Source organism: Actinospineispora acaciae DSM 45401 (assembly GCF_000620785.1).
Classification (GTDB): domain Bacteria; phylum Actinomycetota; class Actinomycetes; order Mycobacteriales; family Pseudonocardiaceae; genus Pseudonocardia; species Pseudonocardia acaciae.
In genome coordinates this window covers 732,768-750,166 of the sequence record NZ_JIAI01000002.1, presented here as the reverse complement: position 1 = coordinate 750,166, position 17,399 = coordinate 732,768, and the positions used below count along the sequence as shown (strand labels likewise).

Genomic DNA, 17,399 nt, shown 5'->3' with positions numbered 1-17,399 from the left:
CGAGCGTCGAGCGTCGAGCGTCGAGCGTCGAGCGTCGAGCGTCGAGCACGCGTTGGATCGCGCACTGGCCACCGATGCCACCGCGGGCACGGATTGCGGCTTGGACACGGCGGCCGCCCGCGCGGCTGATCTGATCCGAGCGCTCGGCGGTGACGCATGCGCGCTCCCCTCCTGGAAAACCAGCTCGATCCTGCCCGGCCCGCGCACTCCATTGCTGCCCGAGCACATCCACGCGGATCTGTTCTCGCCGGACGAGGGATCCCGGCTGGACGCCGCCCTCGAACTCGCGGGGCTCGCCGACAACGGTCACGAGCAAGCCCGCTACGAGCTGAACGACCTGGCCAAGCGCGACCTGTCCGCTCAGGTCCAGGATTACGCGGAGCGTCTCGCCCGAAGGTCGGCTCAACCCGCGCTTTCCATGCTGCGCTGGAAAGGCCGGCTGCCTCGTCACGTGTTCGACGCGGCCGCACATCGCCTCTTCCTGCCCGAGTTCGTCCAACAGCCAGGCGGGGCAGCGCTGATCGGGGCCGACAACACCGATCCGGCCGAAGCACCCCGCCGTCGGGTCGAGCTGCCGCCGTTCTTGCTGTCCCGCACACCCATCACCGACCGGCAATATCTCACGTTTCTGATCGCCGAGGGCGGGCCGTGCCCCGACCACTGGGAGACCCGCACAGACCTATGGGAACGCGGGACGAACTGGCCGGTGGTGAACGTGTCCTTCCACGACGCGCGCCGCTATTGCGCGTGGCTGGACCGGCTGCTGCACGACCGGCGAATCCTGACCGAGACGGAGCAAGTGATGGTGCCCAGCGAAGTCGAGTGGGAATGCGCCGCCGGCAATGGGCGAGGCGACCCGTATCCATGGGGTACTCGACCCGATGCCACGCGGTGCAATATCCGTGCGACCGGCCTCGGCGGCCCGGTCCCGGTGGGCACGTTCTCCCCCGGCGGCGACAACATCACAGGCTGTGTCGATCTGATCGGGAACGTGTGGGAATGGACGCGCAGCGCGTGGGGTCCGTCTTACCGCACCCCGGCACACGGTTATCCCTATGACGCCGGCGATGGCCGGGAAAACCCCGACCTGCCCGGTGTTCGGCGCGTCGTTCGCGGCGGCGCCTTCTACTACGCGACGGACTGCGCGAACAGCTACACCCGCAATCGGGTGGCCGCCGAGCAACGCCACCCGGGCGGGGGCTTTCGAGCGGCGGTGGTGTTGCGATGAGCGGCGGTCAGGCCGAGCACTGGGCCGAGGAACTGGCCGTCCTCGGCCCCGGCGTGTCCGAGGCGGTGGCCTGGGCTGGTCTGGTGATCGAGCGGGCCGGCGGGGCATGGCTGACCGATGCGGACGGACGGGACTACCTCGACCTGATGGGCGGGGCCGGGGTGAATCTCATCGGCCACAGCCATCCCGGCTACCTCGACGCCCTGCACCGGCAGCTCGATGCGTGGATGATCGGCGCGCACGCCTCGACCGCACGGCTGGACGCGCTGCGCGGCCTCGCCGGCCTCCTCCCGGCGACGCTGAACCGCGTGCAGTTCTACAGCGGCGGCGCCGAGGCGGTGGAGGCGGCGATCAGGCTGGCCAAATCGGCCACCGGAAAGTTCGAGATCCTTTCGTTCTGGCGCGGGTTCCACGGCAGAACCGCCGCCGCGCTGGCGGCGACCGGCGGAGCACGCGCCGGCCTGGGCCCGGCCATGACCGGAGTGCACACGACCCCGTACGCCTACTGCTACCGATGCCCCTTGAAGGCCACCTACCCAGCCTGCGGACTGGCCTGTGTCGACCTCGCACGGGAAACCCTGCGTGAGACCTCCAGCGGATCGCTGGCCGCGATCCTGGTCGAACCGGTGCAGGGACGCGCCGGCAACGTCATCCCACCGCCCGGATACCTCGCCGCACTGCGGGAGCTGGCGGACGAACACGACGCGCTGCTGATCGCCGACGAATCCATGACCGGCCTCGGCCGGACCGGCACGATCCTGGCCAGCGAGGATGTCTCCCCGGACATCGTGGTACTGGGTAAAGGCATGGGCAACGGCTACCCGGTATCGGCGATCGCCGCACCCGCGGAAATCATGGAAACCGGCACCTTCGGTAAACCGAGCGCCAGCTCATCCAGCTACGGCGGTTTCCCACTGGCTTGCGCCGCGGTAGCGAGCGTCGCTCAGGTCGTCCGCGGCCGGGGCCTCGCCGAGCGCGCGCGCACCGTAGGGGCCGAGTTCACCGCGCTGCTGCGCGAGGTGATACCCGAACGCGGAATTGTCGGCGAGATCCGCGGCATCGGGCTCGCCGTCGGCATCGAGCTCGTCGCGGACGAGAAAACCCGAGCCCCGCTCGACAAGAAACAACTGCACGCCGTATTCACCCGGCTGCTCGAGAACGGCGTGCTGGTGATGACCGGAGGCGGCTCGCTGCGCCTGTATCCGCCGCTGACCATAGACATCGCCGAGCTGACCGATGCGGCGCACACCATCGCGTCGATCCTCAACACATGGACGTCGTGATCGTCGGCTACGGGGGCGCGGGCGAACTGCACGCGACTCTGCTGGCCGACCGACCGGCCATCCGGATCACCGGCATCGCCGACCGGGCGGCGGCCCGACGGAACGCGGCATCCGCACGGTATCCCTCGGCCGCGATCGGGGCCCGGCTCGATGAGCTGGACGTGCATCCGGACATCGTGGTCGTGTGCACCCCGCCCGCGTACCACGAGGAACACATGCGAACCGCGCTGGTCCGGCACCGAGCGCACGTACTGTGCGAGAAACCGGCGGTGCTGGACGCCAACGCGGGACGCCAGCTGGCAAAGATCGCCGCCGACGCCGGCCTGGTGCTCTACCCGGTGCACAACTACCTGCACTCCCCCGCCGTGGAGCACCTACGGACGATCGCAACCACAGTGATCGGCCCCGTCCTCCACGTGGCCATCGCGATCAGCCGGACCAAACCCGCCCACGGCCACCTCGCCTGGCGGACACAACCCTCGGCCGGCGGCGGAATTCTCTACGACCACGGCCCGCACGCCTGCTACCTGGCCTGCGAACTCGCCGGTCAACCGGTCACCTCCGTGGCCTGCACGACGACTACCGGCGAAAATGGCGCCGACCACGCCGCCCGCCTGAGCATGCGGCTGGCGAACGACGCCACCGCGACGATCACGCTGACCTGGCACGGAACCACCCGCACCAACACCTACGAGCTGCATGGCGCACGCGGCCGCGCCCGGCTGCACAACGGACGGCTCGACCTGACCACCGCCACAACTACCTACGGTTCGACAACCGAGGACCACTCCGCCGGCGGACACACCCATAGGACCTGGACCAAAGCGGTCCACCAAGCGTTCCTTGACCAGCTCGGCCGGGCAGGCAGCCGCAGCCAGGCATGGAACACCGCGGTGCACATCGCGGACATCCTCACCGCCGCCCACACCTCCGCCGCAACCGGCCGTCCCGAACGCCTCACGGAGCGAGCGCTCGGAACGGCCGGCTCACGCACCCGTCCCGGTCAGGCGTCGGACGGCTGACGGCGGCGGATCTTGTTGCCGAGCCAGACCAGCGGGTCGTACTTGCGGTCGACCACGCGCTCCTTGAGCGGGATGAGCGCGTTGTCGGTGATCTTGATGTGCTCGGGGCAGACCTCGGTGCAGCACTTGGTGATGTTGCAGAAGCCGAGGCCGTGCTCCTCCTGCGCGGCGCGCTGGCGGTCGGCGGAGTCGAGCGGGTGCATGTCCAGCTCGGCGATGCGCATCAGGTAGCGCGGGCCGGCGAACTCCGCCTTGTTCTCCTCGTGGTCACGCACCACGTGGCAGGTGTTCTGGCACAGGTAGCACTCGATGCACTTGCGGAACTCCTGGCTGCGTTCCACGTCGACCTGCTGCATGCGGTACTCGCCGGGGGCGACGCCGGCCGGTGGCGCGAACGCCGGGATCTCCCGCGCCTTCTGGTAGTTGAACTCCACGTCGGTCACCAGGTCGCGGACCACCGGGAAGGTGCGCAGCGGCGTGACGGTGATGACCTCGGACTCCTCGAACGTGTTCATCCGGGTCATGCACATCAGCCGGGGCCGGCCGTTGATCTCCGCGCTGCACGAACCGCACTTGCCGGCCTTGCAGTTCCACCGCACCGCGAGGTCGCCGGCCTGGGTCTGCTGCAGCCGGTGGATGATGTCGAGCACGACCTCACCCTCGTTGACCTCGACCTGGTAGTCGACCAGGTCGCCCTTCTCCGAGTCGCCCCGCCAGACGCGGAAGTGCGCCGTGTAGCTCATGCCTGTCCCTCCGTGCCTGCCCGGTGGCCGCCGAGCTCCTCACCGGTGTAGTACTTCTTCAGCTCGTCCATCTCGAACAGGTCGAGCAGATCCGGCCGCATCGGGACCTGCTCCTGGCGCTCCAGCCGGACCTTCCCCTCGCCCTCGGCGGAGAGCACCAGCAGCACGTGCCGCCAGTCGGCGTCCATCACCGGGTAGTCGTCGCGGGTGTGTCCCCCCCGGCTCTCGGTGCGCTCCAGCGCCGCCTTGGCCACGCACAGCGAGACCAGCAGCATGTTGCGCAGGTCCAGCGCGAGGTGCCAGCCGGGGTTGAACTCGCGGTGGCCTTCGACCGCGACCTGGGTGGTCCGGGTGGCGAAGTCCTCGAGCTTCTTGAGCGCGAGCTCCATCTCGTCGGCCTTGCGGATGATGCCCACCAGGTCGTTCATGGCCTGTTGCAGCTCGAGGTGGACCGTGTACGGGTTCTCCCCGCCCTCCTGGCGGAACGGCAGCAGCGCACGATCCCGCGCCGTGGCGACCTCGGTCTCGTCGACCGCCGGCGCCGCGCCCAGCTCATCGAGGTAGTTGGCCGCTCCGAGGCCGGCGCGGCGGCCGAACACCAGCAGGTCGGACAGCGAGTTGCCGCCGAGCCGGTTCGAACCGTGCATCCCACCGGAGCACTCGCCGGCGGCGAACAGCCCGGGCACCTTGGACGCCGCCGTGTCCGGGTCGACCTCGATGCCGCCCATCACGTAGTGGCAGGTCGGACCGACCTGCATCGGCTCCTTGGTGATGTCGACGTCGGCCAGCTCCTTGAACTGGTGATGCATCGACGGGAGCTTCTTGAGGATCACCTCGGCCGGCATCCGGGTGGACACGTCCAGGAACACGCCACCCTGCGGCGAGCCCCGGCCGGCCTTGACCTCGGAGTTGATCGCGCGAGCCACCTCGTCGCGGGGCAGCAGCTCCGGTGGGCGCCGGTTGTTCTCCTGGTCGGTGTACCAGCGGTCGCCCTCCTCCTCGGTGGTGGCGTACTGCTCCCGGAACACCTCCGGGATGTAGTCGAACATGAACCGCTTGCCCTCGGAGTTGCGCAGCACCCCGCCGTCACCTCGGACCGACTCGGTGACCAGCAGCCCCTTCACCGACAGCGGCCAGACCATCCCGGTGGGGTGGAACTGGATGAACTCCATGTTGATCAGCGTCGCGCCTGCGCGAAGGGCCAGCGCGTGGCCGTCCCCGGTGTACTCCCAGGAGTTGCTGGTGGTCTTGAACGACTTGCCGATGCCGCCGGTCGCCAGCACCACCGCGCCGGTCTCGAACAGGATGAACCGGCCGGTGTTGCGCCAGTAGCCGAAGGCTCCGGAGATCCGGCCGTCGGTCTTGATCAGATCGGTGATCGTGCACTCGTGGAAGACCTTGATGTGTGACTCGTAGTCCCCGGTCTGCTTGAAGTCCTCCTGCTGCAACGAGACGATCTTCTGCTGCAGGGTACGGATCAGCTCCAGGCCGGTTCGGTCGCCGACGTGCGCCAGCCGGGGGAACGTGTGCCCGCCGAAGTTCCGCTGGCTGATCTTGCCGTCCTTGGTGCGGTCGAACAGCGCGCCGTAGGTCTCCAGCTCCCAGACCCGGTCCGGGGCCTCCTTGGCGTGCAGCTCGGCCATCCGCCAGTTGTTCAGGAACTTCCCGCCGCGCATGGTGTCGCGGTAGTGCACCTGCCAGTTGTCGTTCGGGTTCACGTTGCCCATGGCGGCCGCGGCGCCGCCCTCGGCCATCACCGTGTGCGCCTTGCCGAACAGCGACTTGCTGATGATCGCCGTCTTCTTGCCCTGCTGGCGGGCCTCGATCGCGGCGCGCAGCCCGGCGCCGCCGGCGCCGATGACCACCACGTCGTAGGAGTGCCGCTCGATCTCGGTGCGAGTGTCTGCTTCGCTGGTCATGTTCTCACCTGTTGTCATCTCGGCGGCCTCAGTTCACGATCCGCGGATCGGCGAACCACCCCGCGGCGAGCGCCATGACATAGAAGTCGGCCACCGCCAGGGATCCCAGCGTGGTCCAGGCCAGCTGCTGGTGCTTGGCGTTCAGCTTCGTCACCTGGGTCCACGCCCAGTACCGCACCGGGTGTTTGGAGAAGTGGTTGAGCCGTCCCCCCATGATGCTCCGGCAGGAGTGGCAGGACACGGTGTACGCCCACAGCAGCAGCACGTTCGCCCAGAGGATCACGGTGCCCAACCCGATGCCGAACCCGCCGCCCGTACCCCGAAACGCCAGGACCGCGTCCACCGTGTTCACGATCGAGATGAGGAACGCGATGTAGAAGAAGTAGCGGTGCAGGTTCTGCCCGAGCAGCGGGAACCGGGTCTCGCCGGTGTAACGCGCGTGCGGCTCGGCCACCGCGCAGGCCGGCGGCGACTGCCAGAAGCTGCGGTAGTAGGCCTTGCGGTAGTAGTAGCAGGTGAGCCGGAACAGCAGCAGGAACGGCAGGCTGATCGCGCCGAACGGCAGGATCGGCCAGTCCGGGAGGAACCGGCCGAACAGCGCCGACTCGGGATCGCAGCCCGCCGACACGCACGGCGAGTAGAACGGCGTGAGGTAGTGGTGCTCCGGCACCCAGTACCACTTCTGCATGAATACCCGGACCGTGGCGTAGATGACCCACGCCGCCAGGCCGATGACCGTGAGCAGCGGCGGGAGCCACCACCTGTCGGTCCGGAGCGTTCGCGCGCTGATCTGCGCCCGACCCGAGGGCGCATCTGTGGTGGTGGACACGTCAGGTCTTCCTTACCTGTCTCTTCAAGCCGGCGGACGTGCCACGCATCTGGGATCGCTGTGCGCCGAGACCACGTCGTCGGAAAGGTGATATGCCATGGAGCCTAGGACTGTCAGTACGGGATTGATGTTCGGGGTACCAGCCAACTACCGCAGGCCGTCGACGTCCAATGCATCGGCGTGTCAGGAGTGATGCCCGTAGGCTATGGGTATGACGCTGCTGCAGCTCGCGTACTTCGTCGCGCTCGCTGACGTGCGCAATTTCACCCGTGCTGCCGAGCAGTGCGGGGTTGCGCAACCCACGCTCAGCCGGCAGGTCAGGGCGCTCGAGGAGCAGCTGGGCGCCCCGCTGGTGGACCGGGCGAAGTCCGGTGGCCGGGGCGAGCTGGCGCTGACCCCGGCCGGGGAGGCGGTGCTGCCGCTGGCCCGGCGGATGCTGGCGGACAGCGAGGGCGCCCGGACGGCGGTGGCCGAGCTGATCGGCCTGCGCCGGGGCCGGGTCCGGGTGGGCGCCACCCCGAGCCTGTGCGTCGGGCTGCTGGCCGACGTGCTGCGGCTGTTCCACCAGCGGCATCCGGCGATCCACCTGGAGCTGGCGGAGAACGGCTCGCAGCTGCTGGTGCGCGACCTGTTGCGCGGCGAGCTGGACGAGGCGCTGGTGATCGTGCCGCCGGCCGGGCTGGATCCGAGCCTGTCGGTGATGCCGCTGCTGCGCGAGCGGCTGTCGGTGGCCTCGGCGCGGTCCGGCCAGGCGCCGGCGAGGCGGGGGTCGATGTCGGTGTCCGAGCTGGCCCGCCGCGAGCTGGTCATGTTCCGCAGCGGCTACGACCTGCGCGAGGTGACGCTGCGCGCGTACCGGGAGGCCGGCGTGACGCCCCGGTTCGCGGTCGAGGGCGGCGAGATGGACGCGGTGCTGCGGCTGGTGGAGAACGACACGGGCGTCGCCGTGGTGCCCGACCTGATGTTCATCGGCCGGCCCCGGCTGCGCCGTACCACACTGATCCCGCCGCTCTACCGCACCGTGGCGCTGGCGCGGCGGGCCGACGTCGCCGCGTCGCACGCCACCGCCGCGTTCCGGGACACGCTGCTCTCCTTCGTGCGGACCCTGCCCGCGATCGGCAGCGTGGACGCCGACGTCACCGTGCTGCGCCGCGAAGCCCCCGACCCCGTCACACCGTGACCCTCGTGACCCGCTAGTCCAGGTCCGCTTCCTCCGGCAGCCCCTTCACGCCGCGCTCGCTCAGGGCCTCCCGGACCACCCGGTAGGCCAGGCCCGCCGGGTAGCCCTTGCGCGCGAGCATGCCCACCAGCCGGTTCGCCGCGCGGTGGTCGGCCGACGGGATGGTCCGCAGCTTGCGGTCGACCAGCTCGCGGGCCCGCCGCTCCTCGCTGTCGCGGTCCAGCGCCGCCACCGCGCGGCCGACCACCTCGCCGTCCACGCCCTTGCGGTGCAGCTCGGCGGCCAGCGCGCGCCGGGCCAGGCCGCGCGAGTTGTGCCGGGAACGCACCCACTGCTCGGCGAATGCCGCGTCGTCGATCAGGCCGACCTCGGAGAACCGGCCGAGGACGCGCTCGGCGACCTCGGCGGGCACGCCCTTGCGGTGCAGCGCGGCCGCGAGCTCGGTACGTGTCCGTGCCCGGTCGGTGAGCAGCCGCAGGCAGATGGCCTTGGCCACCGTCTCGGGGTCACCAGGGGGGTCGGTCTCCGTGCCCGCCACTACTAGAAGTCGACGGGGGCCGGCACCGTCTCGTCGGCGTCGAGCTGGGCGCCGATCCCGAGCTTCTCCTTGATCCGCTTCTCGATCTCGGCGGCCACGTCCGGGTTCTCCAGCAGGAACTTGCGGGCGTTCTCCTTGCCCTGGCCGAGCTGGTCGCCCTCGTAGGTGTACCAGGCGCCGGACTTGCGGATCAGCGCCTGCTCCACGCCGACGTCGATCAGCGAGCCCTCCCGGCTGATGCCGTGCCCGAACAGCATGTCGAACTCGGCCTGCTTGAACGGCGGGGCGACCTTGTTCTTCACCACCTTGACCCTGGTCCGGTTGCCGACCGCCTCGGTGCCGTCCTTGAGCGTCTCGATCCGCCGGATGTCCAGCCGGACCGAGGCGTAGAACTTCAGCGCCCGGCCACCGGTCGTGGTCTCCGGGGAGCCGAACATCACGCCGATCTTCTCCCGGAGCTGGTTGATGAAGATCGCGGTGGTGCCCGAGTTGTTCAGCGCACTGGTGATCTTCCGCAGCGCCTGGCTCATCAGCCGGGCCTGCAGGCCGACGTGGCTGTCGCCCATCTCGCCCTCGATCTCGGCGCGCGGCACCAGCGCGGCCACCGAGTCGATCACGATGAGGTCCAGCGCGCCGGAGCGGATCAGCATGTCGGCGATCTCCAGCGCCTGCTCGCCGGTGTCCGGCTGGGAGACCAGCAGCGCGTCGGTGTCGACGCCGAGGACCTTGGCGTACTCCGGGTCGAGCGCGTGCTCGGCGTCGATGAACGCGGCGATGCCGCCGGCGGCCTGCGCGTTGGCCACCGCGTGCAGGGTGAGCGTCGTCTTACCGGAGGACTCGGGGCCGTAGATCTCCACCACCCGGCCCCTCGGCAGGCCGCCGACGCCCAGGGCGACGTCGAGCGCGATGGAGCCCGTCGGGATGATCCCCACCGGCGCCCGCGCCTCATCGCCCAGACGCATCACCGAGCCCTTGCCGTGGTTCTTCTCGATCTGGGCCAACGCGAGGGACAGGGCCTTCTCGCGGTCGGGAGCGGTCATCGAATGCCACCTTGCTGACGTAGGAACGCGATGTGGATGACGTTAGGCGGCAGGGCCGACGGTTCGGCGACCGCGAGCGTCATCTGTGGACAACTCCACCGGATGTGGAGAACACCTTAGCCGAACGGCTGTTCGAAGCCGACAGTGACACGCCGATAGGGGACAATCCGCGCTCACCGCCGCTCGCGCGGGACCTCGTAGGCCACGCAGACCACCTTCCAGATCTCCCTGGGCTCCCAGCCGGCCTCCAGCGCCTGGTTCACGGTCTGCCCGTCGAGCTCGGCGAACACGTGGTCGGTCGCCAGCGAGGTGGCCCGCACCTCGCCGAACTCGTTGGCCATCAGCTCACGGAAATGGGTCAGTCGCACCCGGCCACGGTAGGACACCGCCGAGACGCGCCCCGGAACGCCGGTAGCGTGGCAGGCGTGTTCACCGACGCCGACCCGACCGGGATGTCCTCCCCGCTCGGCAAGCTGGTCGTGCTGGCCATGCTGGTGTCCGCACTCGTCGTCCTCGCCCGCTGGTGGTGGCACCAGCGCAAGCGCTAGCGCCCGCACAGAACTTCGGCGAGTCGGGCGTGTGGGCACACTGAGTCGGGCGCCCCAGCGCACTCCCGATGTGCTGAAACGCGCGACTCAGTGTGCTGAGACGCCCGACTCGCGGAAGTGGTTAGGAGCCGCGCGACTCCGCGAGCCGGCGCATCAGGTAGCGGAACCAGTTGTCTCCGTACGGGACGTAGACGCGGACGGGCACCTCGCGGGCGACCAGGTCGTCCACCACGTCCGGGCGCACGCCGAAGAGCTGCTCCACCGGGACCGGGCCGAGCGCGGACAGCAGCGCCTCGCGCAGCACGCCGTCGTGGGTGGCCAGCGCGAACGGGGCGTCGGCGGCCGCGAGACGGTGGGCCAGGCGCAGGTAGGCGACGTCGGTGGGCTCGCCGTAGCGCAGGGCACGGGCGGTCGGCTCGACGTAGGCGCCCTTGACCAGCCGGATGTGCACGCCGGCGGCCAGCAGGCGGTCCAGGTCCGAGGGGGTGCGGCGCAGGTTGGCCTGGACGGTGGCGCCCAGCCGGTCGGCCAGGTCGCGGGCAGCCACGTCGAGCACGCAGGTCAGGACCGCGTCGGTCCGGGCGGTGTCCTCGGCGCCGACCTGGATCCGCCGGCCCTCCGGCAACGCCCGCGCGATCGCCGCCAGGTGGTCGGCGCATCCGCGTGGGTCCACGTCCAGGCCCAGGTGCGAGAGGTCCACCGCCAGCCACGTCCCGTCCGGCAGCCCGGTCAGCTCGCCGGCCAGCCGCAGGTAGCCGTCGGCCACCCGGCGCGCCATCGAGGCGTCCTCGACCAGCTCGCCGAACCGGTCGATGGCGCACGCCACCCCGTGCTCGCGCAGCCGGCGGGCGACCCGGGCCGCGTCCTCGAAGGTGGTGCCGGCGACGTAGCGCGAGGCCGCCTTCCAGGCCAGCCGCTCCCCCGGCGGTACGGACCGCACGGCCCGCTCCAGGCGCTCGTTCGTGACCAGGCGGAACAGGACGTCCCGGGAGATCGGCACGCCCTGGTCAGTCCTCGTCGGGCGAGGCGGCGAGCTTCTGGGACAACGTCGCCCAGCGCTCCAGCAGGTCGGCCGCCGCCCCGGAGTCGACGGCGTGGGCCGCCCTGTCCAGGCCGGCGCGGACCTCGGCGGTCAGCTCGCCGCGCAGCCCGCCGAAGGCGGCGACGGCGGCGGCCGCGTTCACCAGCACGGCGTCGCGGACCGGCCCCTTCTCCCCGGCCAGCAGCCGGCGGGTCACCTCGGCGTTGACCGCCGCGTCCCCGCCGCGCAGGTCGGACGCCGTCGCCCGGGGCACGCCCAGCTCGGCCGCGTCCAGCGTCTCCCGCCGCACCGCGCCGCCGGCCACCACCCACACCGAGGTGGTGCTGGTGGTGGTGATCTCGTCCAGCCCGTCGTCGCCACGCACCACCAGCGCCGAGCCACCTCGGCCGGCCAGCACGGCGGCCAGCACCGGGGCCAGCCGGGGGTCCGCGCAGCCGACCAGGCCGGCCGGGGGCTGCGCCGGGTTGGTCAGCGGGCCGAGCACGTTCATGGCGGTCGGCACGCCCAGCTGGCTGCGCACCGGGCCGGCGTGGCGCATGGCGGGGTGGAACGCCGGGGCGAAGCAGAAGCCCACGCCCACCTCGGCCACGCAGCGCGCCACCGCGCCCGGCGACAGCTCGATGGCCACGCCGAGCGCCTCGAGCAGGTCGGCGGCGCCGGAGCGCGAGGACGCCGCCCGGTTGCCGTGCTTGACCACGGGCACCCCGGCGGCGGCCACCACGATGGCGGACATGCTGGAGATGTTCACGCTCTGCGAGTGGTCGCCGCCGGTGCCGACCACGTCCACCGCCGGGGCGGTGAGGGTGACCCGGCGGGCGCGCGCCAGCATCGCCTCGGCCAGCCCGGCGATCTCCTCGGCGGTCTCGCCCTTGCCGCGCAGCGCGATCAGGAAGCCGGCCAGCCGCACGTCGCTGGCGTCGCCGGCCAGCACCTGGTCCATCACCCACGCGGTGTCGGCCGCGGTCAGGTCGGTGCCGCCGAGCAGTTGGCCGAGCAGCCCCGGCCAGCTCCGCTCCGGCACGCCGGTCTCTGTACTCATGTCTATCCCGTCACATCGCCGAGACGGTTATCAGCCGCGCACGGCCGGTGCGGCTGAGGAATCACCAACGCCGCGCAACACCTCGGCCACCGTCTCGGCGGCCGCCAGCGGGTCCAGCGGGTGCACCAGCACGGCGTCGGCCTGCGACCAGGTGGCCAGCCAGCGGTCGTCGCGGCGCTGCACGGCCACCACGATCGGAGGACAGTCGGTGATCTCGTTCTTCAACTGGCGGGACAGGCCCATGCCGCCGGTGGGCTGCGCCTCGCCGTCCAGGATCGCCAGGTCCACCTGGCCGGAGTCCATCGCGGCCAGCACCTCGGCCACGTTCTCGGCCTCCAGGAACCGCACCCTGCCCACGTCCGGGGCGGGTCGGCGGCCGACGGCCGTGATGATCGACTCTCGCACGGCGGGCCGGTGGCTGAGGACGAGCACCGTGCGTGCCGGCCTCCCCGTGTCGACTGCGTTGCTCACGGCGGTCAGCTTCCTCCCAGGTCGGTGCGGCGCAAATAATAGGCCAGGCCGGGTCCGGCGTACCCATCGCCACAGTGAGCTACCACACCCATGACTCACCGTGCGCAACCCTGAGCCACTCGGGCGAAACGCGCGGGTAATAATGACCCACGTGACGACGGCAGCGCCCAACATCAGCCAGCGTATCCACTCGCTGAACCGCCCGAACATGGTCAGCATCGGGACCATCGTGTGGCTCTCCAGCGAGCTGATGTTCTTCGCGGGGCTGTTCGCCATCTACTTCACCGCGCGAGCGCAGAACGTCGGCGAGTGGCCGCCACCGCCGACCGAGCTCAACGTGCCGTACGCGCTGGTCGTCACGATCATCCTGGTCGCGTCCTCGTTCACCTGCCAGTACGGCGTGTTCGCCGCCGAGCGCGGTGACGTGTTCGGGCTGCGCCGCTGGTACCTGATCACCCTGGTGATGGGCACCGCGTTCGTCCTCGGCCAGGTCAACGAGTACCGGGTGCTGATCACGGAGCACCACACCACGATCCCGTCCAGCGCGTACGGCACCGTGTTCTACCTGACCACCGGTTTCCACGCGCTGCACGTCACGGGCGGCCTGATCGCCTTCGTCTACCTGCTGATCCGCACCAAGCTCAGCAAGTTCACCCCGGCCCAGGCCACCGCGGCCATCGTGGTGTCGTACTACTGGCACTTCGTCGACGTGGTCTGGATCGGCCTGTTCTCCGTGATCTACTTCATCCGCTGACCGCTCCTCGAGCGCCCGACCTGACAGCGAGGGTTCAAGACTCCGCGATGAGAACCACCACCACACTGAGCCGTTCGAAGGGCCGATCCGCACGGACCAAGCTGCACCGCCGCGTGGCGGCCGCCCTGGCGCTCGGGTTCGCGCTGCTGGGCTCCGGCGGGCTCTACGCCGCGTTCGCCCCGCAGCCGCAGACCGCCGTCGCGGCGGACGACTCCGCGCTCGTGGCCCAGGGCCAGCAGGTGTTCAACAACCACTGCATCAGCTGCCACGGCTCCAACCTGCAGGGCGTCGCGGACCGCGGTCCCAGCCTGATCGGGGCCGGCTCGGCGGCCACCTACTTCCAGGTCTCCAGCGGACGGATGCCGCTGGCCCGCCAGGAGGCGCAGGCCGAGCGCAAGCACCCGCTCGCCGAGTTCGACCAGAACACCGAGGAGGGCCGGCGCAACACCGACGCGCTGTCGGCGTTCGTGCAGGCCAACGGCGGTGGGCCGGAGCGGCCGGCGGAGCACGGGCTGGCGCTGCGCGGCGGCGACCCGGCCCGGGGCGGCGAGCTGTTCCGGCTGAACTGCGCCTCGTGCCACAACTTCACCGGCCAGGGCGGCGCGCTGTCCTCCGGGAAGTACGCGCCGCCGCTCGCGCCGGCCAGCGAGGACCAGATCTACACCGCGATGCTCAGCGGCCCGCAGAACATGCCGCACTTCTCCGACCGCCAGCTCGCGCCGGAGGAGAAGAAGGACATCATCGCCTACGTCAAGTCGGTCTCGGACGGGCAGAACAACCCCGGCGGTAACCCGCTCGGCGGCATCGGGCCGGTGTCCGAGGGTTTGATCGCCTGGATCGTCGGCATCACCGCGTTGGTTGCCGTCACACTGTGGTTGGGAGCGAAGGCATGACCGACGGGTCGCAGAGTCCGGCTCGGCGGCCGACCGAGGCCGAGCTGGACGACATGAGCGAGGAGCAGCTGGCCACGCTGGCCGGCGAGCTCGACGACGTGGTGGTGGCGCGCAACGCCAACAGGTGGCCGGTCCCCGGCACCCGCGCCGAGAAGCGCGCCGAGCGCGGCGTCGCCGGCTGGTTCCTGATCTCCGGGCTGGCCGGGCTGGTGTTCCTGGCCGCGTTCCTGTTCTGGCCGTTCCACTACGTGCCGCCGAACCAGCCGGGCCACCTCATCTACTCGATGTACACACCGATCATCGGGGCCAGCTTCGGCGTCGCGGTGCTGGGCATCGGCATGGGCCTGATCGCCTACGTCAAGAAGTTCTTCCCGGACGAGATCGCGGTGCAGCAGCGCCACGACGGCCGCTCCGGCGAGCTGGAGCGCCGCACCGTGATGGCGCAGCTGGCCAGCGCCGGCAAGGGCACCGGCATCGCCCGCCGGTCGCTGATCAAGCGCTCCCTCGGGCTGGCCGGCGGGGTGTTCGGGCTCGGGTTCGGCGTGGTCGCGCTCGGCGGCCTGGTCCGCAACCCGTGGAAGGGCGGCGACAAGGCCGCGCTGTGGGTGACCCCGTGGGCGCCGGAGAACGGCGAGAAGGTCTACCTGCGCCGCGACACCGGCGTCTCGTCCGAAGAGGTCATCAAGAACAAGATCGAGGTCCGGGTGCGGCCGGAGGACCTGGACGCGGCCTCCATGGAGACGGTGTTCCCGTTCCGGCTCTCCGACCTGGAGGACCCGCACAAGCTGGACAAGGCGCTGCACGCCTCCGACGCGCCGGTGATGCTCATCCGGCTGCGCCCCGGTGAGCGGGTCACCCAGCGCGCCGGCCAGGAGGACTACCACTACGGCGACTACTATGCCTACTCCAAGGTCTGCACCCACCTCGGCTGCCCGACCTCGCTGTACGAGGCGCAGACGAACCGGATCCTCTGCCCGTGTCACCAGTCGCAGTTCCTGGCGACCGAGTACGGCAAGCCCATCTTCGGCCCGGCCACCCGCGCGCTTCCCGAACTTCCCATCACCGTGGACAGCGAGGGATACTTCATAGCGAGAGGCGATTTCAACGAGGCTGTCGGACCTGGCTTCTGGGAGCGGAGATCATGAGTTCCATCACCACCCCCACGACAAGCTCGGGGGGTCTGAAGGCCAAGGCCGCCGAGGGACTGGACGAGCTCGACCAGCGGTTCCACCCGGCCGGCGGGCTGCGCAAGCAGTTCAACAAGGTCTTCCCGACGCACTGGTCGTTCATGCTCGGCGAGATCGCCCTGTACAGCTTCATCGTGCTGCTGCTCTCCGGCACCTACCTCGGGCTGTTCTTCGACCCCTCGATGGAGGAGGTCACCTACAACGGGGTGTTCGACAACCTGCGCGGCCTGGGCATGTCCCGGGCGTACGAGAGCGCGCTGGAGATCTCCTTCGACGTGCGCGGCGGGCTGTTCGTGCGCCAGGTGCACCACTGGGCGGCGCTGCTGTTCATGGCCGCGATGATGGTGCACATGTTCCGGACGTTCTTCACCGGAGCGTTCCGCAAGCCGCGCGAGACGAACTGGCTGATCGGCGTCGTGCTGCTGCTGATGGGCTTCCTGGAGGGCTTCACCGGCTACTCGCTGCCCGACGACCTGCTCTCCGGCACCGGCCTGCGGATCATGTCCGGGTTCGTGCTCTCGGTCCCGGTGATGGGCACCTGGGTGCACTGGCTGATCTTCGGCGGTGAGTTCCCTGGCACCGAGCTCATCCCCCGGCTCTACATCGTGCACGTGCTCCTGCTGCCGGGCATCCTGCTGGCGCTCATCGCGGTGCACGTGGGCCTGGTCTGGTACCAGAAGCACACCCAGTTCCCCGGCCCCGGCCGCACCGAGAAGAACGTGGTCGGCATCCGGATCATGCCCACCTTCGCGGCCAAGGGCGGCGCGTTCTTCGCGGTCAACGTCGGCGTGATCGCCATCATGGGCGGGATCTTCCAGATCAACCCGATCTGGAACTTCGGCCCGTACAACGCGGCACACATCTCCGCCGGCTCCCAGCCGGACTGGTACGTGCTGTTCACCGAGGGCATGCTGCGGATCTTCCCGCCCTGGGAGATCGACATCGCGCACACCTACCTGATACCGCCGGCCTTCTGGGCCAGCCCGTTGTTCCTGCCGCTGATCCACGGCCTGGCGGCCGCGTACCCGATGATCGAGCGGAAGTTCACCAAGGACAACGCGCTGCACAACCTGCTGCAGCGGCCCAGGGACGTGCCGGTACGCACCTCGCTGGGCGTGATGGCCATCACGTTCTACGGCTGGCTGCTGCTGCTCGGCGCGAACGACATCATCGCCGACAAGTTCAACATCTCGCTGAACGCCACCACCTGGGCGGGCAGGATCGGCATCCTGCTGCTCCCGCCGCTGGCCTACTGGGTGACGTACCGGATCTGCATCGGGCTGCAGCGCAGCGACCGGGCGGTGCTGGAGCACGGTGTGGAGACCGGCATCATCAAGCGGCTGCCGCACGGTGAGTTCATCGAGGTGCACCAGCCGCTGGCCGGGGTCGACTCGCACGGCCACGCCATCCCGCTGGAGTACCAGGGCGCCCCGGTGCCCAAGCGGATGAACCAGCTCGGTTCCGCCGGCCACCCGGTGCCCGGCTCGCTGCTGCGCCCGGACCCGCCGGAGCAGTCGGCCGAGCTGGCCGCCGCCCGCGCCGAGCAGAACGGCAACGGCCACGGCGCCGAGTCCGAGCAGCGGGACGAGACCCGCGAGCTGGTCGGCCGGCCTAAGGACGTCGACGGCTGAGCACTGGACACCACGAAGGGGCGTCTCCGATCAGGTCGGAGACGCCCCTTTT

Annotated in this window: 18 protein-coding genes; 9 read left to right on the top strand and 9 right to left on the bottom strand. The window is 70.2% G+C overall.

What is annotated here, in order from left to right:
• The 3 genes from N912_RS60265 to N912_RS60260 form a co-directional block, all read left to right on the top strand.
• Nucleotides 1-1,228 (top strand): formylglycine-generating enzyme family protein (locus N912_RS60265; protein WP_211261226.1); only part of this gene is annotated, 1,228 nt, incomplete at its 5' end.
• Nucleotides 1,225-2,511, top strand: coding sequence for an aspartate aminotransferase family protein (locus N912_RS51540; protein WP_051580119.1), 1,287 nt, complete (start codon nucleotides 1,225-1,227; stop codon nucleotides 2,509-2,511). The genes N912_RS60265 and N912_RS51540, both read left to right, overlap by 4 nt.
• Nucleotides 2,499-3,533 (top strand): Gfo/Idh/MocA family protein, encoded by a 1,035-nt coding sequence (locus N912_RS60260; RefSeq protein WP_051580118.1) that lies wholly within the window; start codon nucleotides 2,499-2,501, stop codon nucleotides 3,531-3,533. Before N912_RS51540 ends, N912_RS60260 begins: the two co-directional genes overlap by 13 nt.
• Here N912_RS60260 and N912_RS0113120 read toward each other — a convergent pair.
• The 3 genes from N912_RS0113120 to N912_RS0113110 are packed head-to-tail and all read right to left on the bottom strand — an operon-like array spanning nucleotide 3,515 to nucleotide 7,024.
• The gene (locus N912_RS0113120; RefSeq protein ID WP_028922796.1) at nucleotides 3,515-4,276 is read right to left on the bottom strand and encodes a succinate dehydrogenase/fumarate reductase iron-sulfur subunit; all 762 of its coding nucleotides are present in this window, start codon (nucleotides 4,274-4,276) and stop codon (nucleotides 3,515-3,517) included. The genes N912_RS60260 and N912_RS0113120 overlap by 19 nt on opposite strands.
• Nucleotides 4,273-6,195 (bottom strand): fumarate reductase/succinate dehydrogenase flavoprotein subunit, encoded by a 1,923-nt coding sequence (locus N912_RS0113115; RefSeq protein ID WP_028922795.1) that lies wholly within the window; start codon nucleotides 6,193-6,195, stop codon nucleotides 4,273-4,275. The genes N912_RS0113120 and N912_RS0113115 overlap by 4 nt, the downstream gene beginning before the upstream one ends.
• 28 nt (nucleotides 6,196-6,223) lie before the next feature.
• Nucleotides 6,224-7,024 (bottom strand): hypothetical protein, encoded by an 801-nt coding sequence (locus tag N912_RS0113110; protein WP_028922794.1) that lies wholly within the window; start codon nucleotides 7,022-7,024, stop codon nucleotides 6,224-6,226.
• Nucleotides 7,025-7,235: 211 nt separating this feature from the next.
• On the opposite strand from N912_RS0113110, the gene N912_RS0113105 reads away from it, so the two are divergent.
• Nucleotides 7,236-8,204: a LysR family transcriptional regulator gene (locus tag N912_RS0113105; protein ID WP_028922793.1), complete on the top strand. Its 969-nt coding sequence runs from the start codon at nucleotides 7,236-7,238 to the stop codon at nucleotides 8,202-8,204.
• Between the two features lie 13 nt (nucleotides 8,205-8,217).
• On the opposite strand, the gene N912_RS51530 is transcribed toward N912_RS0113105, so the two are convergent.
• The 3 genes from N912_RS51530 to N912_RS0113090 all read right to left on the bottom strand — a co-directional run bounded on the left by N912_RS51530 (nucleotide 8,218) and on the right by N912_RS0113090 (nucleotide 10,150).
• The gene (locus N912_RS51530) at nucleotides 8,218-8,742 is read right to left on the bottom strand and encodes a regulatory protein RecX (RefSeq protein ID WP_051580117.1); all 525 of its coding nucleotides are present in this window, start codon (nucleotides 8,740-8,742) and stop codon (nucleotides 8,218-8,220) included.
• A 2-nt stretch (nucleotides 8,743-8,744) separates the two neighbouring features.
• Complete coding sequence (gene recA, locus N912_RS0113095; RefSeq protein ID WP_028922792.1) at nucleotides 8,745-9,782, bottom strand: recombinase RecA; 1,038 nt, start codon at nucleotides 9,780-9,782, stop codon at nucleotides 8,745-8,747.
• A gap of 173 nt (nucleotides 9,783-9,955) precedes the next feature.
• Entirely contained in the window at nucleotides 9,956-10,150 is a 195-nt protein-coding gene (locus N912_RS0113090) for a DUF3046 domain-containing protein (RefSeq protein WP_028922791.1), read from the bottom strand.
• Nucleotides 10,151-10,207: 57 nt separating this feature from the next.
• On the opposite strand from N912_RS0113090, the gene N912_RS66460 reads away from it, so the two are divergent.
• Nucleotides 10,208-10,330, top strand: a complete 123-nt coding sequence (locus N912_RS66460) for a hypothetical protein (RefSeq protein ID WP_281176264.1) — start codon at nucleotides 10,208-10,210, stop codon at nucleotides 10,328-10,330.
• Between the two features lie 121 nt (nucleotides 10,331-10,451).
• Here the strand turns inward: N912_RS66460 and N912_RS0113080 are convergent, their stop codons facing one another.
• Genes N912_RS0113080 through N912_RS0113070 form a run of 3 tightly spaced genes read right to left on the bottom strand, consistent with a single transcriptional unit; the run spans nucleotide 10,452 to nucleotide 12,882 of the window.
• Nucleotides 10,452-11,330: a proline dehydrogenase family protein gene (locus tag N912_RS0113080; RefSeq protein WP_028922790.1), complete on the bottom strand. Its 879-nt coding sequence runs from the start codon at nucleotides 11,328-11,330 to the stop codon at nucleotides 10,452-10,454.
• Between the two features lie 7 nt (nucleotides 11,331-11,337).
• Complete coding sequence (trpD, locus tag N912_RS0113075; protein WP_028922789.1) at nucleotides 11,338-12,411, bottom strand: anthranilate phosphoribosyltransferase; 1,074 nt, start codon at nucleotides 12,409-12,411, stop codon at nucleotides 11,338-11,340.
• Between the two features lie 30 nt (nucleotides 12,412-12,441).
• Nucleotides 12,442-12,882 carry a response regulator gene (locus N912_RS0113070; protein WP_051580116.1) on the bottom strand — a complete coding sequence of 147 codons (441 nt, stop codon included), beginning with the start codon at nucleotides 12,880-12,882 and terminating at the stop codon, nucleotides 12,442-12,444.
• Nucleotides 12,883-13,024: 142 nt separating this feature from the next.
• On the opposite strand from N912_RS0113070, the gene ctaE reads away from it, so the two are divergent.
• From ctaE to qcrB, 4 genes are read left to right on the top strand one after another with little or no spacing between them, the layout of a single operon-like run.
• Nucleotides 13,025-13,636, top strand: a complete 612-nt coding sequence (gene ctaE, locus N912_RS0113065) for an aa3-type cytochrome oxidase subunit III (protein WP_156993490.1) — start codon at nucleotides 13,025-13,027, stop codon at nucleotides 13,634-13,636.
• 47 nt (nucleotides 13,637-13,683) lie between these two features.
• Nucleotides 13,684-14,529: a cytochrome bc1 complex diheme cytochrome c subunit gene (qcrC, locus tag N912_RS0113060; protein WP_028922786.1), complete on the top strand. Its 846-nt coding sequence runs from the start codon at nucleotides 13,684-13,686 to the stop codon at nucleotides 14,527-14,529.
• Entirely contained in the window at nucleotides 14,526-15,674 is a 1,149-nt protein-coding gene (gene qcrA, locus N912_RS0113055; RefSeq protein ID WP_028922785.1) for a cytochrome bc1 complex Rieske iron-sulfur subunit, read from the top strand. Before qcrC ends, qcrA begins: the two co-directional genes overlap by 4 nt.
• Nucleotides 15,671-17,347 carry a cytochrome bc1 complex cytochrome b subunit gene (qcrB, locus tag N912_RS0113050; RefSeq protein WP_028922784.1) on the top strand — a complete coding sequence of 559 codons (1,677 nt, stop codon included), beginning with the start codon at nucleotides 15,671-15,673 and terminating at the stop codon, nucleotides 17,345-17,347. The genes qcrA and qcrB overlap by 4 nt, the downstream gene beginning before the upstream one ends.
• Nucleotides 17,348-17,399: the final 52 nt, after the last annotated feature.